Genomic DNA, 21,972 nt, shown 5'->3' with positions numbered 1-21,972 from the left:
ACGGGACCAGTGGCGAGACGGGCGTGTGGGTGTGAGCGGCGAGACGGGTGTGAGTGGGGATACGTGCGTCAGGGCGCGGCAGAGCAGTGATCTGGACGCTTGCGTAGAAGCGATGCGCGCCGTGCATCACGCGGACGGTTATCCGACCAATTGGCCGAGGGATCCCGCGGGTTGGCTGAGTGACGGCGATGTCGTGGGCGCGTGGGTCGGATGCCACGACGAGCGCGTCGTCGGGCACGTCCTGCTGGCCCGGCCCGCCTCGGGCGACGTGGCACCCACCCTCGTCCCGGCGGGCACTTCGGTCGCCGTGGTGGGGCGGCTGTTCGTGGCGCCGTCCGCGCGCGGCCACCGGCTGGGCGCGGCGCTCCTGGGCCGGGCCGCGCGCGAGGCCCGTCGGCACGGCTCCCTGGCCGTGCTCGACGTCGTCACCACCGACTCCGCCGCGATCGCGCTGTACGAACGGCTCGGGTGGCGGTTCCTCGCGCAGGGCCAACAGGAGTGGGGGCCGGGCGAGTTGGTGGACGTCAGGTGCTATTCGGCGCCGTCCGGGGACTGACCGCCGGAGGCCGGGCGCCTGCGGCGGCGCAGGGGCACCACGTCCATCGACGCCAACCTCTTCTCGTCCGCCACGAGTTCGATGCCGGTGATGCGGGGCGGGTCCGTCGTGAGGTCGACCTCGACGGCGAAGGCCACCTTGAGGGTGCCCGCGTGCGTCCACACGACGCCGGCCGTGCCGTCGACCAGGGCGAGCCGGGCAGCCTTGGCACGGCCCGCGTACAGGGAGGCCACCGCACGCGCGCCGATCACCTCCGGCTCCGAGCCCATGGCGATCGCCGCGGCGTCCGAGCGGACCACGACCTCCGGGTCGAGCACGGTGAGCAGCGCCTCGAAGTCACCGCCCTGCGTCGCCGCCAGGAAGGCCTCGACGACCTCGCGGCGACGCTCGCGGTCCGCCGCCTCCGTGGCGCGCGGGTCGGCCTCGCGCACCCGGCGCCGCGCGCGGCTGGCCAGCTGGCGGGTGGCGGCGGGGGTGCGCTCGACGATGGGCGCGATCTCGTCGAACGGCACGGTGAACAGGTCGTGCAGCACGAAGGCCAGGCGCTCCGCGGGGGCCAGTCGGTCGAGGACGACCATGAGCGCGAGGCCCAGGGAGTCGGACGTGACCGCCTCGTCCGCCGGGTCCACGGGGCCTTCGCCCCTCTCGTGCTCCTGGACCTCGAGCGGGTCCTCGCGGCGGGTGGCGCGGGCGCGCAGCGCGTTGAGGCAGATACGGGAGACGACCGTGGTCAGCCAGGCGGCGAGGTTGTCGATGGTGTCGGCATCGTCCGTGCGACTGAGCCGGAGCCACGCCTCCTGCACCACGTCGTCGGCCTCCGCGGACGAACCGAGCATCCGGTGGGCGACAGCGCGCAGCCGCGGGCGGTGCTCCTCGAAACGGGCGGCCAGGACTTCGGCATCGGCCATCTGTCACATTCCTTCGTGATGTCGTGTCATGGCAGTGCGCCACCCCATATTGGCCGTAAAGGAGAATCGCATGTCACAGGCCGCGCCCGCCCGTTCGGCGAAGCAGCGCAAGCAGGACACCCTCGACCGCCTGGAACGGGAGGTCGACGCGTGGGTCGCGACGGCCGGGCCCGAGGGCGGCGCGCCGTACATGATGCCGCTGTCGTTCCTGTGGCGGGACGAGTGTCTGTACGTGTCGACGCGGGCCACCAATCCGGTGGCGCGCAACCTCGTGGCGAGCGGGCGGGTGCACCTCGGCATCGGGCCGACGCGGGACGTCGTGCACATCACGGGGCGCTGCGAGGCACTCTCCGCCGACGAGGTCACCGACGAATTCGCGGACACGTTCGCCGCGAGCGCCGGGTTCGATCCGCGTGCGGCCGACGGCCCGTACGTGTACTTCCGCATCCGGCCCGTGCGCATCCAGGCCTGGCGCGAGGCGAACGAGCTGGCGGGTCGTGACCTGATGCGGGACGGGGTGTGGCTGGACGAGGACTGACGCGACTGTGCCCCCGTCGCGCTTCCGCAAGCGCGACGGGGGCACAGCCTTTGCCTGTTGAACAGCTCTTTGCCTACTGAGCAGGGGTCAGGCGACCGGCTCGGGCTCCTTCTCCAGCGTGGGTCCCGCCTCGCCGGCCGGTCCCGCGTTCTCCGCGTGCCAGTCGGCGTTGTCGGCGAGCGGCTTCTCCTTCAGGACGAAGGCGAGGACCAGGCCGACCGCGAAGACGGGCAGCAGGTACAGGAAGATCGGGACGAGCGCTTCCTGGTACGAGTTGACGACCGTGTCGCGCAGGTCGGCCGGCAGGGCGCGGACCAGCGCCGGGGTCAGCGAGTCGCTGTCGCCGACCTTGGCCGCCGCCTCGGCAGGGATGCGCGAGGCCAGCTGGTCGGTGAGGCGGCTGGCGAACACGGCGCCGACCACGGCGGTACCGAGGGTCGCGCCGATCTCCCGGAAGAAGTTGTTCGCGGAGGTGGCGGTGCCGACCTCCGAGCCCGGGAAGTCGTTCTGCACGGCCAGTACGAGGGTCTGCATCATCAGGCCGACGCCCGCGCCCGCGAGACCGACGTACACGCACACCAGCCAGACCGGGTCGGACACGTCGAGCGTCGACATCAGGTACGCGGTGAGCATGATGATCGCGGTACCGGCGATCGGATAGACCTTGTACTTGCCGGTCTTGGACATGATCGCGCCGGACGGCAGGGCGGTGCCCATGATGCCGACGACCATGGGGATCAGCAGCAGTCCGGACTCGGTGGCCGACTTGCCGTACACCATCTGCAGGTAGGTGGGCATGTAGCCGACGATCGCGAACATGCCGAGACCGATGACGATCATGCCGAGCAGAGTGGCGACGTTGAAGATCGGGCTGCGGAACAGGTGCAGCGGAATGACCGGCTCCTCGGCACGCTTCTCCGCGAAGAAGAACAGCACCCAGGCGACGACCGCTCCGATGCCGAGGCCGATGACCAGCGGGTCGGACCACTCGTACTGCGTGCCGCCCCAGCTCGCGAAGAGCACCGTGCAGGTGACGGCCGCGGCCATCAGCGCCGTGCCGAGGTAGTCGAGCGTGACCTTGACGGCCTTGCGCGGCAGCTTGATCGCGACGGCGGCGACGAAGAACGCGAGAACGCCGAGCGGCAGGTTGATCCAGAACGCCCAGCGCCAGGAGTGCTCATCGGTGAACCAGCCGCCGAGCAGCGGCCCGACGACGGAGGACAGACCGAACACGGCGCCCATCGGGGCCATGTACTTGGCGCGCTCACGCGGCGGCACCAGGTCGGCGATGATCGCCTGCGAGGTGATCATGAGGCCACCGCCGCCGAGGCCCTGGAGGGCGCGACCGGCGATCAACGTGCCCATGTTCTGGGCGAGTCCACAGACCACCGAGCCCACCAGGAACAGGGCTATGCCCGCGAGAAAGATGTTCTTGCGGCCCATGAGGTCGCCGAGCTTGCCGTAGACCGGCATGCCGATGGTGGCGGCGAGGATGTACGCGGTGGTGATCCAGGCCATGTGCTCGATGCCGTTGAGCTCGCCGACGATGGTCGGCAGGGCGGTCGAGACGATGGTCTGGTCGAGCGCGCCGAGCAGCATGGTCAGCATCAGCGCGGCGAAGATCAGGCCGAAGTTGTGCGGCTTGACCGTGCTCTCTTCGATCCCGTCGGCCGCCGGGTCGGGGCTGCCGGAGTCGATGCCCTCGGAAGCGGGGGCGTGCGTCATTACGGTGTTCTCCGATGTGGTGTGCGAGTGGAGTGGAACAGGGCTGACCCGGCGGCGGGAGAGCGGTTGCCGCGTACGGGGTACTTCGGTGGTGCCGATTCGGGGAGAAGCGGTTCGGGGGAAGCGGGGAGAGGGGAGATCCGTGGGTGACCGCGAGGGGGAGGTGGTCACACGGGTGGCGCGCCTACTTCACGGCGGCCGGCCCCATCAGCGAGCGCAGCGCATCGAAGGATTCGCGTACGCGCTCGGCGGGCCCTGAGCCTTCGTCGGCGTGCGTGCCCGACTGGTGCCACCGCTTGATCCCGCTGCGTACGGTCGCCATGGCGACGCCCGCGAGCAGTTCGGCCGTCTCCCCCTCCGCGGATGTGCCGGTGCGCCGGGCGATGAGTCCGGCGAGGTCCCGTTCGACCGCCTCGCACTGGGCGAGGAACGTGGCCAGGACCGAGGGCACGCCCTCCGCGATGCGCAGCGAGTCCTCCAGTTCCTGCGGCTCGGGAGCCGCTTCCTGGAGGTGGTCGGCGAGAATGTCGCCGAGGTCGCGCAGCACGGCGTCGGTCCCGCTCCCCTCCCCCGCGGCGAACCGGTCCGCGAGAGCGGGCGGCACGGTGCCGGGCAGAGCGAAGAGGGCGGCTTCCTTGCTGGGGAAGTAGTTGAAGAAGGTCCGCGGTGAGACGCCGGCCTCCTTGCTGATCATCTCGACCGTGACCTGCGCGAAGCCGTGCTCCCGGGCCAGCCGGACCGTGGCCGCGTGCAGCTCGCTGCGCGTCTGGCGACGCCTGCGAGCGCGCAGTCCCTCGGCGGGGGCGCTCGGTTGCTGGTCGGAGACGGTCACGGGCGTGATTCTTGCACACTGTGCAAACCTTGCGCGCACTGCACCCCCGCCTCGCGACGTGCCCCGCGTCACACATTCGCGTTAGGGTCGTATGCCTGCATTCGCCGCTTTTCATTCCTTTGGCGGCACGAAACGACCACGACGGACCAACCACGGACTGGGGACTTCCGATGCGCGCTCGTCACGTCACACGTCATGCCACGGCGGCCGTCACCGCCGCCCTCGCCCTGACGGCACTCACCGTGCCCACCGCGGGAGCGGCCGACTCCGCCGCACTCGCGCGCTGCGGCGAGAACGATGTGACCGTGCGGGCCGAGCCCTCGGACGACAACGCCGACATCCTGAAGCTGAGCGTGCGCAACGATTCCTCGAAGGCCTGCCTCGTCGACCGCGTACCGACGGTCACGTACGGAGAGCTGGACGGGGCGGCGCTGCCGCTGCCGACGGTGCCGCACGCCGGGCGGGCGCTGGCCGCGCACGACACGGCGTACGCGGCGGTCCTGTCGGTCTCCGACCCGGAGGACGCCAAGGACGAGGCACCCGCCGTCATGTACGTGACGGTCGCCGCGATCCCCGACCTTCAGGGCCGCAGCTTCCAGGCGCTGACCCTCGGTTCACCGACCGGCGTACGGGTGTGGGAGCCCGTGACGACGCTGTGGCAGTCCTCCGCCTCGGGGGCCCAGCAGGTGCTGGAGGAGGAGACCACGGGCCGCGGCACGCTGGCGGTCTGACGCCCCGTCGAACCCCCGGTCGGGTCGGGACCAATGCCCCCGCACCGGGGACCTTGGTCCTCGCCCGCTGCCCCGTGCGCCGCGCCTAGCCTTGGGTTACTCCCCCGTATCGAGTCCGCACGAGTCCGCAAGAGACCGAGGCACCACGATGGCGCATCTCCCCTACCCGAGTGGTCCCCGCACTTCGCGGCACAGGCGGCGTTCGACGCGCTCCCGACTCACGCTCGGCGGCAGTGTCGCCGCGGTCGCCGTTGCCATCGGTGTGATCACGGCGTGTGGCGGCGCCGACACCACGAAGGCGGACAGCAAGGCGGGGCAGCCGACCTCGGGCGTGACGATCGGCACCGCCGACCGCGCCGAGGCGAACTGACGCCCCACTCTCACCGGTGGCGCGGCACCCGTGGTGTCCTGCGTCGACGCGCGGTGAGTGCCGAGTCGTCGTGCACGCGCGCCCCGGGCAGCCGGTGTCGGGCGGCGACGAGTGCCGCGTCCACGTCGCTCGTGCCGGTGGCCATGCACAGGCTGTATCCGATGTCGTCGAGCCGGCGCTGCGCGGCAGGTCCCCCGTCGTCGGCGTCGAGCGCGCTGAGCATCTCGTACTCGCGGATGAGGTCGGTCAACAGGGCGGGATGGGCGAGGAGCATGTTCCGCCACTCCCTTTCGTCGTCTGCTGTCACACGGTCCGCCCTCCGACTCCCCTGTCACAGGAGACGAAAACACATCCAGGGGACGGGATTTCAGCACGCCCCTGTGTGCATCAGCGCGGGGCGGGCGGCGCGGAGTTCAACGGCTCCAGTGCCAGCAGCGTGGCGTCGTCCTGGAGGCGGCCTCCGGCGTGGTGCAGCAGGTCGGCCGAGAGCGCGGCGGTGAACGGGGCGAGCGGCAGTGCGCTCAGCTCGGTGGCGCGCTCGGCGAGGGGGTAGAACTCGCTGTCCGCGTCGCGGGCCTCGGTGGCGCCGTCGGTGTGCAGCAGCATCCGGTCCCAGGCGGCCGCGGATATCTGCTCGGCGCCGCACCAGCCGTGCGCGAGGTCGAGCAGCCCGAGCGGCGGCGCCGGGGTGGGCACGGCGGCCGGTACCGCGGACCCGTCACGGATCAGCAGGGGCGGCGGATGCCCGCAGCAGACCACTTCGGCGGAGCCGTCGGGGGCGACCGTCACCAGCGTGGCGGTGACGAATCTGTCGGGGTCCTCGGAGTGCGCGACCAGCGAGTGCAGCCGCACCGCGAGCACCTCCAACGTCCGCTGCACGCACGCGAGCCGGCGCCAGGTCCGCAGGACCGCGTCGGCGGTGCGGGACAGCTCGGTCCCCTTGCCCATCACGTCCCCGATGAGCAGCCGGGTCCCGTACGGCGTGTCCACGACGCCGTGCAGATCACCGCCCTCGCCGCCGTCCGGCCCCGCGCCGGCCGCCAGCCGCCGGGCGCTGACGCCGAGCGTGCCGAACGTCTCGGGCAGGGAGGTGGTCGATGACGGACGGGTGGTCATGAGGGCCTTTCGAGAGGGGGCCGGACGTCTCGGCTCCGGTGGTGCCGGTGGGGCGCGGCTCGATCGGCGGGACAGCCGTGGCGTTCCGGGAAGTGTAGTCAGCCGGGCGCTCCGTGTGACGGTTTCCCCGAAGTGCGTGCGGAAATCGCGGGGGACGTGCCAACTACCCATGTTCCCTTTCCCGTTCGAGTGGTCGTGCGGTGAAGGGGGTTCGTTCGCGCCCCGTTCCGCCTAGCCTGGCGGCGGCAGTCGCCGCCCTCCGCACCGCACGAGGTGAGCCCCTCATGAACCCCAGTCCCACCCGGCGTACGCCGGGAGACCTGCCCGCCGAGACCACCAGTTTCGTCGGGCGGCGCCGGGAGCTGGGCCAGGTCGCGGACGTGCTGACGCGGGCCAGGCTCGTCACGCTGACCGGGCCGGGCGGTGTCGGCAAGACCCGGACCGCGGTGCGCGCGGCACGCGAGTCGCGGGAGACGTATGCCGACGGGGTGCGGCTCGTGGAGCTCTCCGCGCTGCACGACCCGGCGCTGCTCGCGAACGCGGTCGCGGCGGCGCTCGACCTGCCGGAGCAGGCGGCGCGGCCCGCCATCGAGGTGATCGCCGACCATCTGGAGGGGCGCGAGCTGCTGTTGCTGCTCGACACCTGCGAGCACCTGGTCGACGCGTGCGCGGTGCTCTGCGACGAACTGCTGCGCTCCGCACCCCGGTTGAGGATCGTCGCCACCAGCCGGCAGCCGCTCGACGTGCCCGGGGAGCACGTCCTCGCGATCGGCCCGCTGAGCATGCCGGAGCCCGCGGACGGCGCGGGGCGGGAGTGCGACGCGCTGGCGCTGTTCGCCGACCGGGCGTCCGCGGCGGTGCAGGGGTTCACGGTGAGCGAGGACAACCGGGCGGACGTACTGGCGCTGTGCCGCCGGCTCGACGGGATCCCACTCGCCATCGAACTCGCGGTCTCCCGGCTGCGCGTGCTGTCGCTCGACGAGATGCTGGCCCGGCTCGACGACCGGTTCCGGCTGCTCACCGGCGGTCGCCGCACGTCGGTGCCGCGCCATCAGACGCTGCGTACGGCGATCGGCTGGAGCCACGACCTGTCGACCGCGGCGGAGCGGCTGCTGTGGGCCCGACTGTCCGTGTTCGCGGGCGAGTTGAGCCTCCAGGCGGCCGAGGTGGTGTGCGCCGACGACGAGGTCCTGCCGGTCGAGGACGTGCTGACCTCGCTCATCGGCCTCGTCGAGAAGTCGGTCGTGGTGCGGGTCGAGACCCCCGAGGGCACGCGGTACCGGATGCTCGACACCATCCGCGAGTACGGCCTGGAGCAGCTCGCCGCGCTCGGCGGCGAGGATCGGGCCCGGCGCCGCCACCTGGAGTACTTCCTCGACGCGGCGCGCGCCTTCGACCAGGAGTGGACGGGGGACGCGCAGATCCCCCTGCTGCGGGCGCTCGTGCGGGACCAGGCCAACGTCCGGATCGCCCTTGAGTACTGCGTCGCGACGCCCCGACTGCACTGCGACGGACTGGAGATGGCGACGGCGCTGTGGGGCTACTGGCACGCGACCGGACTGCTCACCGAGGGCCGTTACTGGCTGCGCCGCACCCTGGACGGCTGCCGCGACGAGTCACCGCAGCGCGTCAAGGCGCTGTGGCTGATCAGCTGGTACATGGACATCCAGGGGGAACGGGGCAAGAACGAGGCGCTGTTGAAGGAGGCCGAGCAGATCGCCGCGCGGATCGGCGACCAGGTCGGCGCCACGTGGACGTTCTCCTTCCAGGCGCACCGTCGGTACTTCCTCGGCCGGATGGAGGGCTGCGCCGACGACTTCGACGAGGTCCGGGCCCGGATGACGGCGCTCGGCGACGACACCGGCCTGCTCATGCTGGGCTTCTACGCCGGGTTCATGCTGATCCTCACCGGCGACCACGACAAGGGCATCGCCTGGTGCGACGACTCGCTCGCGCGCGGCGCCGCGCATCCGGGCGAGCAGTGGGCGCGCAGCTGGGCCCTGTGGGTCAAGAGCGTGGGCCTGTGGCTGAAGGGCGAGCACGAGGCGTCCGTGGAGTGCACCCGCGAGGGCATCCGCAGCAAGGCGGCGCTGGACGACCTGATGGGGCTCGCCCACTTCCTGGAGGGCCTGGCCTGGCACGCGGCGCAGCTGCGGCGCTTCGAGCGGGTCGCGGCACTGCAGGGCGCGGCCGACGCGCTGTGGCGCCGGGCCGCGAAGGAGGCCAGGTTCGGGCTCCCCGTGCTGCACGAACTGCACACGCGGGCCGCGGACCCGGCCCGCAAGGTGCTCGGTGCCGACGGCTACCACCACTCGTTCGAGGAGGGCGCGGCGCTCCCGCTCGACGCCGTGGTGGACCTGGCGCTCGACGACGCGTCGGCGCCGTCCCCCGACGTCCCCCCGCAGCGCTCGGGCCCCACCGACGGGCTCACGCCCCGCGAGCGTCAGGTGGCCGCCCTGGTCGGCGACGGCTGCACCAACAAGGAGATCGCGGCGAAGCTCGTGGTGTCGAAGCGGACGATCGACTCCCATGTGGAGCACATCCTCACCAAGCTCGGCTTCACCTCCCGTTCCCAGATCGCCGCTCTGCACGCCGCATCGTCCGCGGACTCCGCCGTTCCACCGTCCGAGGTGTGACGAAGCAGGTCGTCAGGGCGCGAACAGCCGCTACCTTGAGTACGGAACGACACCTCACCGAGGTCCACGGAGGCCGGATGGCCGAGGACGGTGCACGGGGGCCGGGCCCGCTGCCGAGGTTGCGGCTCGACGAACTGCTCGAAGAACTCCAGGTACGCATCGGCACGGTCCGGCGTACCCGCGACCGCCTGCAGGGACTGCTCGAGGCGGTCCTGTCGGTGGGCCAGGAGCTGGATCTCTCCCAGGTGCTGCGGCGCATCGTGGAGGCGGCCGTGGTGCTGGTGGACGCCGAGTACGGGGCGCTCGGGGTGATCGGCGAGGACCGGCGCAAGCTGTCGCAGTTCCTGCCGGTCGGGATCAGCGACGACCTGCGCGCGGAGATCGGTGACCTGCCGTCGGGGCACGGTCTGTTGGGCGAGCTGATCCGGCATCCGGAGCCGCTGCGCCTGTCCGAGCTCGCCGGGCACCCCGCCTCCGCGGGCTTCCCGCCGCGCCATCCGCCGATGCACACGTTCGTGGGCACGCCGATCCGGGTCCGCGACGACGTGTTCGGGAACCTGTATCTGACGCAGAAGCGTGGCGGCGGCGACTTCGACGACGAGGACGTGGCGGTGCTGCAGACGCTGAGTGCCGCCGCGGGCGTGGCGATCGAGAACGCCCGCCTGTTCGAGGAGGTTCGGCTCCGGGAGCGCTGGCTTCAGTTGAGCGCCGACTTCACCGGGAGTCTGCTGTCGGGCGCCGACGAGGCCGAGGTGCTGCGTCTCATGGTGGACCGGGCGCGGGAGATCACCGCCGCTGACCTCGGGGTGGTGGCCCTCCTCGTCCCCGGCGATCATCTGCTGCACGAGACACTGGCGCTCGGCGAACGCTCCCGTGCGCACAGCGACGTGACCCTGCCGCGCGAGGGCACCTTCGCCGGAGCGGCGCTCGCCGCGGGCAAGTTGGTCACGTCGGACGACATCCGCAAGGACCCGCGGATCACCTACCAGCCGGACCGTTGGGACGGCCTCGGGCCCGCCGTGGCGGTGCCGATCGGCACGTCGGAGGGCGTGCGCGGCGTGCTCATGCTGGCCCGCCGCGCCGATCACCCGCCGTTCTCCGCGGCCGAGTTGATACCGCTGGGCGGCTTCGCGGGCCAGGCGGCCCTCGCCCTGGAGCTCGCGGACCGGCGGCGGGACGCGGAGCAGATGAGCCTTCTGGAGGACCGCGACCGGATCGCCCGCGACCTCCACGACCTGGCGATCCAGCGGCTGTTCGCGACCGGTATGACGCTGCAGAGCGCGCAGCGGTTCGTGCAGCACCCGGAGGCGTCGGAGCGTCTGCTGCGGGCCGTGGACGACCTCGACACCACCATCAAGATCATCCGCTCCACGATCTTCGGCCTGCGCGAGCGCGACGCCCCGCCGACCGGATCCGGCCTGCGGGTGCGGGTCGTACGGGCGGTGGAGGACGCGGCCCAAGTCCTGGGCTTCACCCCGTCGTTGCGCATGGAGGGCCTGATCGACGCGGATGTGCCGGGGCCCCTCGCCGACGACGCGCTCGCCGTGCTCGGCGAGGCGCTCACGAACGTGGCCCGGCACGCGCGCGCCTCCTCCGCCGATGTCGCGCTCGTCGTACGCGGCGGTGCGCTGACGCTGACCGTGGAGGACAACGGCGTGGGGATCGCCACGGAGCCCGACAGTCATCGCAGCGGGCTCGCCAATCTCGCGGCCCGCGCGGGGCGGCGCGGCGGAGCGCTGACGGCCACGGCACGGGACAGCGGCGGCACCCTCCTGGAGTGGACGGTGCCGCTGGCCTCACCGCCGCAGGACGCGTGAGCCGTTGGCTGTCCGTGAACCGTTGACTGTCACGGTCGGTGCCTGTCCTGCGGCAGCCTCGTAGCGATCACGGCGGCCTGGATCCTGCGCTCCACGCCCAACTTGGCGAGCAGCCGGGAGATGTTGTTCTTCACCGTCTTCTCCGACAGGAAGAGCCGCCGCCCGATCTGCCGGTTGGTGAGCCCCTCCCCCACCAGCGCGAGAATGTCCCGCTCACGGTCGGTCAGCTCGACGCCCTCGGCCACCGGCGCTCCCGCGGCGTCCGTCGCGCCCGACCTGCCCTGCTCCGGGCCGCGCAGGCTGCGCATCAGGCGGGCCGTCGTCGCCGGGTCGAGCATGGACTCGCCCGCGGCGACGGTGCGTACCGCGGAGACCAGGTCGGAGCCCTTGATCTGCTTCAGTACGTAGCCGCCCGCGCCGGCCATGATGGCGTCGAGCAACGCGTCGTCGTCGTCGAACGAGGTGAGCATCAGACAGCTCACATCCGGGATGAGCACACGCAGTTCGCGGCAGATCGTGATGCCGTCGCCGTCCGGGAGGCGCACGTCGAGCACGGCCACGTCGGGACGGAGCGCGGGTCCACGCGCGAGCGCCTGAGCGGCGGTGGCGGCCTCGCCGACGACGGTCATGTCGGGTTCCGCTCCGAGGAGGTCACGCAGGCCGCGCCGCACCACTTCGTGATCGTCGAGCAGCAGGATGCGAATGGGCCGATCCGCTGAGAAAGTACGTGATTGTGGCATACGGCCCCCTCGGATGTGGTGTTCCCGCACGTCTGGATGCGAACCCGTCTAGATCCTGGGGCCGGACGGACTGATCCGCCAGGGCCGAACGGTACCGTTCACCTGGCCCTGGCGGCCCGTCGTCGTGCTATGCGGCCCCCGATCCGTAAGGGGCGTACAGGTCGAGGAGTCGGGTGCGGGTGACGCTGAGCCGGTGGGCGAGCACTCCGCCCACCCACTGGGCCACGAAGGAGCCGAGGCCGGGGTCGGAGGCGCACAGGAGGCGGACCGTGACGGCGTCGAACTCGTGGGCCCTGACCCGGGTTTCGGCCCGCGCGCCGAGCTGCCACACATACGGCGGGAACAGCCATGACCAGCCGATGAGTTCGCCGTGGCCGAGGTATTCGACGACGGGGGCGTGCCGGCCCGGCACCCGCATGTCGAGGGCGACGGTGCCGGTGCGCAGGATCCAGAAGCGGTCGGCGCGGGAGCCCTCGGCGAAGAGCCGGGCGCCTTCCGGGAAGCTCATGTCACGGGCGAAACGCATCAGCCGGCCGCGGTACTCCTCGGGCAGGGTCTGACTCATCCGTGGTGCCGTGGTGGTCATGGGCGGACTCCTTCCGGGGCTCGGGCGACGACCGGAGCGCTTCCTTCGGGGACGCCGCCGGGGCCCGGCTGTCGGCGGAGCAGGGCTTCGGCGGCGTCATCGCGTCTTCCGGACGGCGTCCTTGCGATACCACGACGATGCCCGCTCCCCGCCCGCGGGGGCAGGGGCCGAACGGCTCCGTCGCCGGGCCCTGTCGGCTCTGCCAGTGGGCCCTTTCGGGCCCCTGAGCAGGCGCTCCGTGTCGCCGTCGACCTCCCGTCCGGCGCAGTAGCGGCCCGGCCCTACGCGTGCCGCCGGCTCCACTCGGGCCCCACGCGGCTCCAGTCCCGCTCCCATGCCGCGATCCTGCGGTGATCGAGGGCGCGGCGCAGGAAGAAGCGGGCGAGGAGGGCGAGGGTGGCGGTGATGATGGTGACCAGGAAGGCGGCGGTGAGTGTGCGGGCCCAGATGGCCTCGGTGCCCCAGGGCTCGGTGGTGACCCGGCCGCCCCTGTCGAGCCAGACGGCGGTGCGGTCGCCCCGTTCGAGCCCGGCGGGGACGGGCGCCTTCGCCACGACGCTGCCTCGTACGTCATCGGTCCAGCGGACCTTGACCGGGTACGTGACCGTGTTCTGTACGCCGCTCTGGGACGGCACGTCGTCCGGGGCGTCCTCGACCAGTTTGGCCCGCACCATGTGCCGCTGAGTCACCTGGACGCGGGCCTCCCCGGCGGCGTCGGCATGGGTCGCCCAGCCGGCCACGGCACCGGCGGCGGGCGCCATCAGGAGAGCGAGCAGTCCGAGCAACAGCGCCGCCCACCCCTCGACCGCGTCCGACCTGCGCCGCAGGGGGTTCCCCTTGGCTTGCCTGAACTTCTTGCAGGTCGTCATCGTCACCTCCCTGCCAGCGTAAAGCCACGCTCGCGCTCCCGGGCCGCCCGGCACAGGGGCCGAACGGCCCCTCGTCGAGGGCCGGTTCGCCTCTCCCTGCGCAGGTCGGACCGGTGACAAGGTCCCGGACACCACAGCCCGTGAGGAGCCGATCCGTCCGTGCTCCACACGAGTGATCAACGCCAGGTGTGGAACCCGCACCGGAGGCACACCGTCCGCGTCACCGCCACGGAGAGGTTCCCGTCATGACCAGTAGCCGCGTACTGAGCGTCGGGACGGACGCTTCACGCGAGAGCGTGCACGCCGCGGACTGGGCGGCCCGCGAGGCACTGCGCCGCCGCCTTCCGCTGCGGCTCGTGCAGGCGGCGGGCACGGAGCGGCCCGCTCCCCGGCTCCCGGACGTCGATCTGCCCGACCGCGGCGTGCTCGACGTGGTCGCGCTCCGGCTCTCGTACGCCCACCCCGCCCTCGAGATCATCGCCCGGCGCCGGCCCGAGCAGCCGGTGGCCGCTCTGCTGGAGGCGGCCGCGGAGTCGGAGACCCTGGTGCTCGGCTCGCGGGGTTTCACGGGCTACTCGGGGTTCCTCGTCGGCTCGGTCGCCCTCGCGGTCACGGCGCGCGCCACGCGTCCGGTGGTCCTGGTGCGGGCCGGCGGGCTGCCGGAGGACGAGTGGGAGGGCCCCGACTTCCGTCCCGTGGTCGTGGGGCTCGATGTGACGGCGCCCGCCGACGAACTCCTCTCGTACGCCTTCGAGGCCGCGGCCCTGCGCCGCGCCCCGCTGCAGGCGCTGCACGCCTGGACGCTGCCGCCGATGCGCGGCGACCGGCCGGGCGGGGCGAGGCCGGGCGACGCCGCGCGCCAGGAGGAGCGGCTGCGCCGGTCCCTCATGGAGGCGGTGCGGACCTGGCGCACGAAATATCCTGAGGTGCCGGTCGAGGAGCGGCTCCTGTACGGGCAGGCGGGCCACCATCTCCTCAAGGCCGCCACGGGGGCGAGCCTCACGGTGGTGGGCCGGCAGACCGACGCGTCCCGTCTGGGCTGCACCGCGCACTCGGTGGTGCACCATGTGACCAGCCCGGTCGCGATCGTTCCGCACGGCTGAACGCGCGGGCCCCGCCCGCACACCGCCGTGCCGGGGCCGAAATCGCGGGATCCCCGAAGGCGATTCGACGCGAGGCCTCAAGATCGTCGAGACTCGCCGTATGCGATATGGCGTAAATCTTCTCAACTTCGGCGACGGCATGACCCCCGAGCACCTGGTACGCCAGGCCACGGATGCCCGGGACCTCGGCTTCACCTTCGCGATGATCTCCGACCACATCGTGGTCACCCCGGATGTGCACTCGGTGTATCCGGCCCCGTTCTACGACCAGTTCACCCTGGCCGCGCACCTCGCCGGCCGCGTGCCCGGTCTCACGCTCGGCACGACGATCACCGTCATCCCCTACCGGCACCCGCTGCACACGGCGCGCCTCGCCGCCAACGTCGACCAGTTGAACGACGGCGGCTTCATCCTCGGCGCGGGCGTCGGCTGGTCCGCGGAGGAGTACCGCGTGCTCGGCGTCCCGTTCGAGGAGCGCGGCGCCATCACCGACGAGTACCTCGCGGCGATCCGCGGCTCGTGGACGCAGGATCCGTTCACCTTCAAGGGCAAGTACGTGGAGTTCGAAGGTGTGAGGACCGGGCCCGCGCCCTCGTCCGCCCCGGGGCTTCCGGTGTGGGTCGGCGGCGACTCACCGGCGGCGCTGCGCAGGGCCGGCAGGCTCGGTGAGGCCTGGCACCCGTTCATGCCGACGGTCGCCAAGCTGCGTGCACAGCTGCCGCGTCTGGCCGAGGAGGCGGAGAAGGCGGGCCGGCCCGTCCCGGAGTTCGCGCCGCGCATCCAGCTGATGATCGGCGACGTGCCGGACACGGAGGACCGCCCGCTCGGTCACGGCAGCATCGAGCAGATCAAGCAGGACGTGGCGACGCTCGAGGAGTTCGGGGCGACGCACATCCTGTTCGACACCTACCCGGGATCGCCGGAGGCCTGGCTCGGTCCGGACGAGGACCGCCGGATCCTCCAGCTGGTGAAGGAGAAGGTGCTCGGCTGAGGCCTGTTCGCGGCCAGGGGGCGTCCGCGCTCCCTGGGCAACCGTGACCCCTGGGCGTCCGCACCTCCTGGGCAACCGTGGCCTCGGCGAATGTCCCCATCACGCAAACGAGACGCAAGTTCTTGCGCTAATCTTGCGCTCCATGACGCGCAGACTTGCTCAAGTGGCGAAGAAGGTCGGGGTCAGCGAGGCCACGGTCAGCCGGGTGCTCAACAACAAGCCCGGAGTGTCGGAGGCGACACGCCAGTCGGTGCTCACCGCACTCGACGTCCTCGGCTACGAGCGGCCGACCCAACTGCGCGGCGAACGGGCACGCCTGGTCGGCCTGGTCCTCCCCGAACTGCAGAACCCGATCTTCCCCGCGTTCGCGGAAGTGATCGGTGGCGCGCTCGCCCAGCAGGGCCTCACTCCGGTGCTGTGCACGCAGACCAAGGGGGGCGTCTCGGAGGCGGACTACGTGGAGCTGCTGCTCCAACAGCAGGTCTCCGGCGTGGTGTTCGCGGGTGGCCTGTTCGCGCAAGGAGATGCCGAGCACGGCCACTACCAGCGGCTGGCCGAGCGCCAGGTGCCGGTGGTGCTCGTCAACGCCGCCATCGAGCGGCTCGGTTTCCCGTGCGTGGCGTGCGACGACGCGGTCGCCGTGGAGCAGGCGTGGCGGCATCTGTCCTCGCTCGGCCACGAGCGCATCGGCCTGGTACTGGGCCCCGACGACCACATGCCTTCGCAGCGCAAACTCGCCGCGGCCCGCGCCATGGAGGGGAAGCTCCCGGGTGCGGCGGTCGAGCGGGCCATGTTCTCCCTGGAGGGTGGGCACGCCGCGGCGACCCGGCTCATCTCCCGAGGCATCACGGGCATCATCTGCGCCAGCGACCCCCTGGCGCTCGGCGCGGTGCGGGCCGCCCGCCGGGCGGGGCTCTCCGTACCACGCGACGTCTCGGTGGTCGGCTACGACGACTCGGCGTTCATGAACTGCACCGAGCCTCCGCTCACCACGGTGCGCCAGCCGATCGAGTCGATGGGCCGGGCCGCCGTCGAGTTGCTCGTCGCACAGATCCAGGGCGGCTCGGTGCCGCCCGGTGAGCTGCTGTTCGAGCCCGAACTGGTGGTGCGCGGTTCGACGGCGCCGCCGGCTCCCGTGTCGTAAGGCGCGCCCCAACTTCCCCCACAAACCCGCCTGTTCATTTTTTGCGGAATACGCGCGACATCTTGCGCCCATCGGTCGGCGGTGCTTGAGTGTGGCTCGCTCCGGCGCCCCGGTCTCACCCACCTCGGCGCCGCGGGCCTCCACGTTCCTGCCTGCACAGGCTCAGGCCCTGAGGGGACCCACCGATGAGAAGCACTTCCGTGAAGGTCGTCGTCACCGCGTTCGCACTGGCCTCGCTCGCGGCCTGCGGCACCAGCAGCTCCGACGACGACGGCGGCGGGACGGGCGCCGGCTCGAAGGCCGACATCAGCGCCCCGCTCGACCCGAAGACCAAGGTCTCGCTGACCATCGACTGCATGCCGCCGAAGGCGAAGGCGGCCGAGCGGCGGCAGTGGAACGAGGACGTCAAGGCGTTCAACAAGAAGTATCCGAATGTCACGATCGACGGGAAGTCGACCGCGGGCCAGTGCGAGGAGCCGGCCCGGTTCACCGCCGCGCTCAAGGCGAAGTCCCAACCGGACGTCTTCTACACGTACTTCACCGATCTCCAGCAGGTGCTCGACAACAACTGCGCCGAGGACATCACCCCGTACGTCACCAAGAAGACCGTCCCCGCGCTCGACTCGATCGATCCGAACGTGCTCGCCGCGCTGAAGAAGGACAGCAAGCTCTACGGCCTGCCCACCAGCAACTACACGATGGGCCTGCTCATCAACCGCAAGCTGTTCAAGCAGGCGGGCCTCGACCCGGACAAGCCGCCGACGACCTGGGCCGAGGTGCGCACGGCCGCGAAGAAGATCGCCGGGCTCGGCAACGGGATCTCCGGGTACGGCGAGTACAGCGCGGAGAACACCGGCGGCTGGCACTTCACGGCGACGATGTACGGGCTCGGCGGCGATGTCGTCACCCCCGACGGCAAGAAGGCCGCGTTCAACGACGCCACCGGCAAGCAGGTCGCCAAGCAGCTGCACGACATGCGCTGGAAGGACAACAGCATGGGCAAGACGCAGCTGTTGAAGTGGGGCGACCTGCAGAAGCAGATCGCGTCGGACAAGCTCGGCATGTTCCTCGCCGCGCCCGACGACGTGACGTACATGGTGCAGCAACTGGGCGCCGACTACGCCAACTTCGGGATGGGCCCGATCCCCGGCGGCAAGGCCACGCTCTTCGGCGGCAACGACTACATGATCAAGAAGGGCTCCTCGCCCGACAAGATCAAGGCCGCGATCGCCTGGCTGAACTTCAAGACGCTCACCCCCGCCAAGGGCCAGTTCGACTGGCCCAGGACCAAGGAGGACAAGCTCCCGGTCGGTCTACCGCAGCCCAACTTCTTCACCGGCACCGTGAAGACCGACGACCTCCAGTCACGGACGGACAACGCCACCATGCCCGTACGCAACTTCGAGCCGTTCATGGCGAACCCGGTGCGCGGCAAGGCGGAGCCGCCGAAGGCGCAGGAGGTCTACAAGGTCCTCGACAACGTCATGTCGGGCGTCCTCACCAACAAGAACGCCGATGTCGACAAGCTCCTGTCCAGTGCCGAGCAGCAGGTCAACCAGGTACTGGCCAACCAGTAGGACGCCCACCGCACGCAGGACGTCCCACCGGTACCTGGTCCTTGATCCGAGGAGTGCCCATGTCGGCCCCGACGCTGCCAGCGAAGCCACGGCAGTCCGCACCGCCCGCACGAAAGCACCAACTCACCCCGCGCGACGGCTCGTTGACGCGCACGGTGAAGCGCCATCTCTCCGCCCACGGCTTCCTGATCGGCGCGGTGCTCTGCTTCTCCTTCTTCTCCTGGTATCCGATGGTCAGGGAGTTCCTGCTGGCCTTCCAGAAGACGAAGGACGGCCGCACCACCTGGGCCGGCTGGTCCAATCTCACGTACGTCTTCAACGACCCGGCCTTCTGGCAGGCCTGGCGCAACACGCTCCTGTTCACCGCCCTGGCCCTGCTCCTGGGCTTCGCAGTGCCGTTCCTCATCGCGGTCCTGCTCAATGAATTCCGGCACGGCCAGGGCTACTTGAGGATGCTGGTCTACCTCCCGGTGATGCTGCCGCCGGTCGCCTCCGTGCTCCTCTTCAAGTACTTCTACGACCCCGGCTACGGCCTGTTCAACCGGATCCTCGGAGTCTTCGGGATACCGGAGCAACAGTGGCTGCAGTCCACCGACACCGCGATGCTGTCCGTGGTCATCGCGGCGACGTGGATGAACATGGGTGGCGCGACGCTCATCTATCTGGCGTCGCTCCAGGGCGTCCCTGGCGAGCTGTACGAGGCCGCGGAGCTGGACGGCGCGGGCCTGTGGCGCAAGATCTGGCACGTGACGATCCCGCAGACACGGCTGATCCTCTCGCTGATGTTCCTGATGCAGATCATCGCGACGATGCAGGTCTTCACCGAGCCGTTCCTGCTGACGAACGGCGCGGGCCCGGAGGGCTCCACGACCACGGTCGTCTATCTGATCTACCAGTACGCCTTCAACTTCAACAACTACGGCGGCGCGGCGGCCCTGGGCCTCGTCCTGCTCGTCCTGCTCGCGGCGTTCTCCGCTGTGTACGTACGGCTGAGCCGCGCATCGGACGACTGAGGAGACGACACCCATGGCAACCGACACGATGCGCGCCCGCACCCTGATCTCCCCCGCCCAGCTCGGCCGACGGCGCGGGAAGATCCTCTACTGGACGGTCTTCGGCGTCACCATGACCCTGTTCACGCTGGTCTTCCTCGGCCCGCTGTACTGGATGGTGACCGGCGGCCTCAAGACCACGGCGGAGATCGTCCAGTCCCCGCCGACCCTGGTGCCCGACAGCGTGCACCCGAAGAACTACCAGGACGCCTGGAACGTGATGGACCTGGCCAAGCTGCTGTTCAACACGCTCTACTACGCGTTCGGCGCGCTCGCCTTCCAGCTCGTCCTCGATGTGGCCGCCGCGTACTCGCTCTCCAAGCTCCGCCCGCTGTTCGGCAACGTCATCCTCGGCATGATGCTGGCGACGCTGATGATCCCGGCGACCGTGCTCGTCGTCCCGCAGTATCTGACGGTCCTCGACGTGCCGATCTTCGAGCGCAATCTGCTGAACAGCCCGTGGGCGATCTGGCTGCCGTCCGTCACCAACGCCTTCAACATCTTCCTGCTCAAGCGGTTCTTCGACTCGATCCCGCGGGAGCTGCTCGACGCGGCGTCCATCGACGGCGCCTCGGCGCTGCGCACCCTGCGCTCGGTGGTGCTGCCGATCTCCCGGCCGATCCTCGGCGTCGTCTCCATCTTCGCGGTGGTCGGCGTGTGGAAGGACTTCCTCTGGCCGATGCTGACGCTCCCCGACCCGGCGAAGCAGACACTGAACGTCGGCATCTACTCGCTGTCCAACGGCGTCCCGCAGAACCAGCTGATCGCCGCGCTCACCATCGCGTCCGTGCCGACGCTGATCCTCTTCCTGCTCTTCCAGCGGAACATCATGAGCGGTCTGACCGCCGGCGGCCTCAAGGGCTGACCCGCTCCGCTCCGCACATCCAACACCCTTGCCCGAAAGGACCCTTCGTGGTGGTCGACGACTGGTGGCGCAGTGCTGCCATTTACCAGGTGTACGTCCGCAGCTTCGCCGACGGCGACGGGGACGGCACCGGCGACCTCGCCGGCGTCCGCTCCCGCCTGCCGTATCTGGCCGGGCTCGGCGTGGACGCCATCTGGTTCACGCCCTGGTACCGCTCCCCGCTCGCGGACGGCGGCTACGACGTGGCGGACTACCGGGCGATCGACCCGGCGTTCGGCACCCTCGCGGAGGCCGAGAAGCTGATCGCGGAGGCGCGGGATCTCGGAATCCGCGTGATCGTGGACATCGTGCCGAACCATGTCTCCGACCAACACCCCTGGTTCCGAGCCGCGTTGGCCGCAGGACCCGGCAGCCCGGAGCGCGAGCTGTTCCACTTCAGGCCGGGGCGCGGCGCACACGGCGAGCTGCCGCCGAACAACTGGCCCTCCCAGTTCGCGGGTGCCACCTGGACCCGGGTGCCGGACGGCGAGTGGTACCTGCACCTGTTCACGCCGGAGCAGCCGGACCTCAACTGGGCGCACCCGGCGGTACGTCAGGAGCACGAGGACGTGCTGCGCTTCTGGTTCGAGCGGGGCGCGGCGGGCGTGCGCGTGGACTCCGCGGCCCTCCTCGCCAAGGACCCGGCGCTCGCCGACGCGAGCGGCGACGACACGAGCGGCTACGTCGACCGGGACGAACTCCACGCCGTCTACCGCTCCTGGCGCGCCGTCGCCGACTCCTACGACGGCGTCCTCATCGGTGAGTTGTGGGTCCCGGACCCCGAGCGCTTCGCCCGCTATCTGCGCCCCGACGAGCTGCACACCGCCTTCAACTTCGACTTCCTCGCCCGCCCCTGGGACGCCGCCGAACTCCGCGCGTCCATCGACGCCACGCTCGCCTTCCACGCCCCGGTGGGCGCGCCCGCGACCTGGGTGCTGTGCAACCACGACGTGACCCGCACGGTCACCCGCTACGGCCGCGCCGACACCCGCTTCGACTTCGCCACCAAACGGTTCGGCACCCCGGCCGACCTCGGCCTCGGTCTGCGCCGGGCGCGCGCGGCGGCACTCCTCTCGCTCGCCCTGCCCGGCTCCGTATACCTGTACCAGGGCGAGGAGTTGGGCCTGCCGGAGGTGGAGGTGGACCGGGCGCACATCCAGGATCCGATGCACGCCCGGTCGGACGGCGTCGACCCCGGCCGTGACGGCTGCCGCGTGCCGCTGCCGTGGACCGAGCACGGAGCGACGTACGGCTTCGGGGACCCGGACTCCCGCGAGGCATGGCTGCCGCAGCCGCCCGACTGGGGGACGTACGCCGCCGAGAGCCAGGAGGACGATCCGCGCTCGATGCTCTCCCTGTACCGGAGCGCACTGCGCCTGCGGGCATGCCAACCGGGTTTTCGTGGCGACGAGTTGACGTGGCTCGGCGCGCCCGAAGGGGTGCTCGCGTTCGCGCGCGGACTCGGCCTCGTGTGCGTCGTGAACCTCGGCACGGAGCCCGCCCTGCTTCCGGCCCACCAAGAGGTGTTGCTGACCAGCGACGCGCTGGACGGCGACGGGCGACTGCCGGGCGATACGGCGGCCTGGCTGCGTACGTAGGTTTGGCTACGCCGATCGGTGGGGCACGCATCACCGCACGTATGAACGCGGCATACGCCATCCCCGGCCGCGCGTTCGAAGGCGACCCACGAAAGAGTCCACCAGAAGGACAAGGGCATATGCCATAAGCACCACCGCATCGTGTATGGCCAAATCCCTTACGGGGCAACGCGGCCTGT

The 21,972-nt window shown here is 71.0% G+C and carries 21 protein-coding genes; 13 read left to right on the top strand and 8 right to left on the bottom strand.

What is annotated here, in order from left to right; all coding sequences use genetic code 11:
• The first annotated feature begins 112 nt into the window (after window positions 1–112).
• Complete coding sequence (locus OHA73_RS44285; protein ID WP_327658264.1) at window positions 113–556, top strand: GNAT family N-acetyltransferase; 444 nt, start codon at window positions 113–115, stop codon at window positions 554–556.
• Here the strand turns inward: OHA73_RS44285 and OHA73_RS44280 are convergent.
• Complete coding sequence (locus OHA73_RS44280) at window positions 532–1,464, bottom strand: sigma-70 family RNA polymerase sigma factor (RefSeq protein ID WP_327658263.1); 933 nt, start codon at window positions 1,462–1,464, stop codon at window positions 532–534. The genes OHA73_RS44285 and OHA73_RS44280 overlap by 25 nt on opposite strands.
• Before the next feature lie 70 nt (window positions 1,465–1,534).
• Here OHA73_RS44280 and OHA73_RS44275 point away from each other — a divergent pair, with 70 nt between their 5' ends.
• Window positions 1,535–2,002: a pyridoxamine 5'-phosphate oxidase family protein gene (locus OHA73_RS44275; protein WP_266725026.1), complete on the top strand. Its 468-nt coding sequence runs from the start codon at window positions 1,535–1,537 to the stop codon at window positions 2,000–2,002.
• Between the two features lie 87 nt (window positions 2,003–2,089).
• Here OHA73_RS44275 and OHA73_RS44270 read toward each other — a convergent pair whose 3' ends face one another.
• A complete protein-coding gene (locus OHA73_RS44270; RefSeq protein ID WP_327658262.1) occupies window positions 2,090–3,727 on the bottom strand; it encodes an MDR family MFS transporter in 1,638 nt (545 codons plus the stop codon).
• A 184-nt stretch (window positions 3,728–3,911) separates the two neighbouring features.
• Entirely contained in the window at window positions 3,912–4,559 is a 648-nt protein-coding gene (locus OHA73_RS44265) for a TetR/AcrR family transcriptional regulator (RefSeq protein ID WP_266725022.1), read from the bottom strand.
• Window positions 4,560–4,729: 170 nt separating this feature from the next.
• Between OHA73_RS44265 and OHA73_RS44260 the strand changes: the two genes are divergently transcribed.
• Window positions 4,730–5,290, top strand: coding sequence for a DUF4232 domain-containing protein (locus OHA73_RS44260; protein ID WP_327658261.1), 561 nt, complete (start codon window positions 4,730–4,732; stop codon window positions 5,288–5,290).
• 148 nt (window positions 5,291–5,438) lie between these two features.
• Entirely contained in the window at window positions 5,439–5,660 is a 222-nt protein-coding gene (locus OHA73_RS44255) for a hypothetical protein (RefSeq protein WP_266725018.1), read from the top strand.
• Between the two features lie 10 nt (window positions 5,661–5,670).
• Here the strand turns inward: OHA73_RS44255 and OHA73_RS44250 are convergent, their stop codons facing one another.
• Both OHA73_RS44250 and OHA73_RS44245 read right to left on the bottom strand, forming a co-directional pair.
• Window positions 5,671–5,934: a DUF5133 domain-containing protein gene (locus OHA73_RS44250; RefSeq protein ID WP_266725787.1), complete on the bottom strand. Its 264-nt coding sequence runs from the start codon at window positions 5,932–5,934 to the stop codon at window positions 5,671–5,673.
• 113 nt (window positions 5,935–6,047) lie between these two features.
• Window positions 6,048–6,776, bottom strand: coding sequence for a PP2C family protein-serine/threonine phosphatase (locus OHA73_RS44245; protein ID WP_267073235.1), 729 nt, complete (start codon window positions 6,774–6,776; stop codon window positions 6,048–6,050).
• Between the two features lie 284 nt (window positions 6,777–7,060).
• On the opposite strand from OHA73_RS44245, the gene OHA73_RS44240 reads away from it, so the two are divergent.
• Together OHA73_RS44240 and OHA73_RS44235 are read left to right on the top strand one after the other, a co-directional pair.
• Window positions 7,061–9,412 (top strand): helix-turn-helix transcriptional regulator, encoded by a 2,352-nt coding sequence (locus tag OHA73_RS44240; RefSeq protein WP_327658260.1) that lies wholly within the window; start codon window positions 7,061–7,063, stop codon window positions 9,410–9,412.
• Between the two features lie 77 nt (window positions 9,413–9,489).
• Entirely contained in the window at window positions 9,490–11,229 is a 1,740-nt protein-coding gene (locus OHA73_RS44235) for a sensor histidine kinase (RefSeq protein WP_267073237.1), read from the top strand.
• Between the two features lie 29 nt (window positions 11,230–11,258).
• On the opposite strand, the gene OHA73_RS44230 is transcribed toward OHA73_RS44235, so the two are convergent.
• The 3 genes from OHA73_RS44230 to OHA73_RS44220 form a co-directional block, all read right to left on the bottom strand.
• Entirely contained in the window at window positions 11,259–11,969 is a 711-nt protein-coding gene (locus tag OHA73_RS44230) for a response regulator (protein WP_266725010.1), read from the bottom strand.
• Window positions 11,970–12,096: 127 nt separating this feature from the next.
• A complete protein-coding gene (locus tag OHA73_RS44225) occupies window positions 12,097–12,555 on the bottom strand; it encodes a cyclic nucleotide-binding domain-containing protein (RefSeq protein WP_266725008.1) in 459 nt (152 codons plus the stop codon).
• Between the two features lie 281 nt (window positions 12,556–12,836).
• Window positions 12,837–13,424, bottom strand: coding sequence for an Rv1733c family protein (locus OHA73_RS44220; RefSeq protein WP_266725006.1), 588 nt, complete (start codon window positions 13,422–13,424; stop codon window positions 12,837–12,839).
• A gap of 245 nt (window positions 13,425–13,669) precedes the next feature.
• Here OHA73_RS44220 and OHA73_RS44215 point away from each other — a divergent pair, with 245 nt between their 5' ends.
• From OHA73_RS44215 to OHA73_RS44185, 7 genes are all read left to right on the top strand, one after another.
• Window positions 13,670–14,527 (top strand): universal stress protein, encoded by an 858-nt coding sequence (locus tag OHA73_RS44215; protein ID WP_266725004.1) that lies wholly within the window; start codon window positions 13,670–13,672, stop codon window positions 14,525–14,527.
• A gap of 100 nt (window positions 14,528–14,627) precedes the next feature.
• Window positions 14,628–15,518, top strand: coding sequence for a TIGR03619 family F420-dependent LLM class oxidoreductase (locus OHA73_RS44210; protein ID WP_327658259.1), 891 nt, complete (start codon window positions 14,628–14,630; stop codon window positions 15,516–15,518).
• A 142-nt stretch (window positions 15,519–15,660) separates the two neighbouring features.
• On the top strand, window positions 15,661–16,662 hold the full coding sequence (locus OHA73_RS44205) for a LacI family DNA-binding transcriptional regulator (RefSeq protein ID WP_327658258.1): 1,002 nt from the start codon (window positions 15,661–15,663) through the stop codon (window positions 16,660–16,662).
• Window positions 16,663–16,847: 185 nt separating this feature from the next.
• Entirely contained in the window at window positions 16,848–18,239 is a 1,392-nt protein-coding gene (locus tag OHA73_RS44200) for an extracellular solute-binding protein (RefSeq protein ID WP_327658257.1), read from the top strand.
• Window positions 18,240–18,298: 59 nt separating this feature from the next.
• The gene (locus tag OHA73_RS44195) at window positions 18,299–19,252 is read left to right on the top strand and encodes a carbohydrate ABC transporter permease (protein ID WP_327658256.1); all 954 of its coding nucleotides are present in this window, start codon (window positions 18,299–18,301) and stop codon (window positions 19,250–19,252) included.
• Between the two features lie 28 nt (window positions 19,253–19,280).
• Window positions 19,281–20,156 carry a carbohydrate ABC transporter permease gene (locus tag OHA73_RS44190; protein WP_327658645.1) on the top strand — a complete coding sequence of 292 codons (876 nt, stop codon included), beginning with the start codon at window positions 19,281–19,283 and terminating at the stop codon, window positions 20,154–20,156.
• A gap of 47 nt (window positions 20,157–20,203) precedes the next feature.
• On the top strand, window positions 20,204–21,793 hold the full coding sequence (locus tag OHA73_RS44185) for a glycoside hydrolase family 13 protein (protein ID WP_327658255.1): 1,590 nt from the start codon (window positions 20,204–20,206) through the stop codon (window positions 21,791–21,793).
• Window positions 21,794–21,972: the final 179 nt, after the last annotated feature.

The organism is Streptomyces sp. NBC_00483 (assembly GCF_036013745.1).
Lineage (GTDB): Bacteria > Actinomycetota > Actinomycetes > Streptomycetales > Streptomycetaceae > Streptomyces.
Note: the sequence above shows the minus strand (reverse complement) of the source record. Positions and strands in the feature narration are given on the sequence as shown.

Coding starts and splice junctions, on each gene's coding strand:
- OHA73_RS44285 (WP_327658264.1), top strand. CDS start 113: ATGCGCGCCGTGCATCACGCGGACGGTTATCCGACCAATTGGCCGAGG.
- OHA73_RS44280 (WP_327658263.1), bottom strand. CDS start 1,464: ATGGCCGATGCCGAAGTCCTGGCCGCCCGTTTCGAGGAGCACCGCCCG.
- OHA73_RS44275 (WP_266725026.1), top strand. CDS start 1,535: ATGTCACAGGCCGCGCCCGCCCGTTCGGCGAAGCAGCGCAAGCAGGAC.
- OHA73_RS44270 (WP_327658262.1), bottom strand. CDS start 3,727: ATGACGCACGCCCCCGCTTCCGAGGGCATCGACTCCGGCAGCCCCGAC.
- OHA73_RS44260 (WP_327658261.1), top strand. CDS start 4,730: ATGCGCGCTCGTCACGTCACACGTCATGCCACGGCGGCCGTCACCGCC.
- OHA73_RS44255 (WP_266725018.1), top strand. CDS start 5,439: ATGGCGCATCTCCCCTACCCGAGTGGTCCCCGCACTTCGCGGCACAGG.
- OHA73_RS44250 (WP_266725787.1), bottom strand. CDS start 5,934: ATGCTCCTCGCCCATCCCGCCCTGTTGACCGACCTCATCCGCGAGTAC.
- OHA73_RS44245 (WP_267073235.1), bottom strand. CDS start 6,776: ATGACCACCCGTCCGTCATCGACCACCTCCCTGCCCGAGACGTTCGGC.
- OHA73_RS44240 (WP_327658260.1), top strand. CDS start 7,061: ATGAACCCCAGTCCCACCCGGCGTACGCCGGGAGACCTGCCCGCCGAG.
- OHA73_RS44235 (WP_267073237.1), top strand. CDS start 9,490: ATGGCCGAGGACGGTGCACGGGGGCCGGGCCCGCTGCCGAGGTTGCGG.
- OHA73_RS44230 (WP_266725010.1), bottom strand. CDS start 11,969: ATGCCACAATCACGTACTTTCTCAGCGGATCGGCCCATTCGCATCCTG.
- OHA73_RS44225 (WP_266725008.1), bottom strand. CDS start 12,555: ATGACCACCACGGCACCACGGATGAGTCAGACCCTGCCCGAGGAGTAC.
- OHA73_RS44220 (WP_266725006.1), bottom strand. CDS start 13,424: ATGACGACCTGCAAGAAGTTCAGGCAAGCCAAGGGGAACCCCCTGCGG.
- OHA73_RS44215 (WP_266725004.1), top strand. CDS start 13,670: ATGACCAGTAGCCGCGTACTGAGCGTCGGGACGGACGCTTCACGCGAG.
- OHA73_RS44210 (WP_327658259.1), top strand. CDS start 14,628: ATGCGATATGGCGTAAATCTTCTCAACTTCGGCGACGGCATGACCCCC.
- OHA73_RS44205 (WP_327658258.1), top strand. CDS start 15,661: ATGACGCGCAGACTTGCTCAAGTGGCGAAGAAGGTCGGGGTCAGCGAG.
- OHA73_RS44200 (WP_327658257.1), top strand. CDS start 16,848: ATGAGAAGCACTTCCGTGAAGGTCGTCGTCACCGCGTTCGCACTGGCC.
- OHA73_RS44195 (WP_327658256.1), top strand. CDS start 18,299: ATGTCGGCCCCGACGCTGCCAGCGAAGCCACGGCAGTCCGCACCGCCC.
- OHA73_RS44190 (WP_327658645.1), top strand. CDS start 19,281: ATGCGCGCCCGCACCCTGATCTCCCCCGCCCAGCTCGGCCGACGGCGC.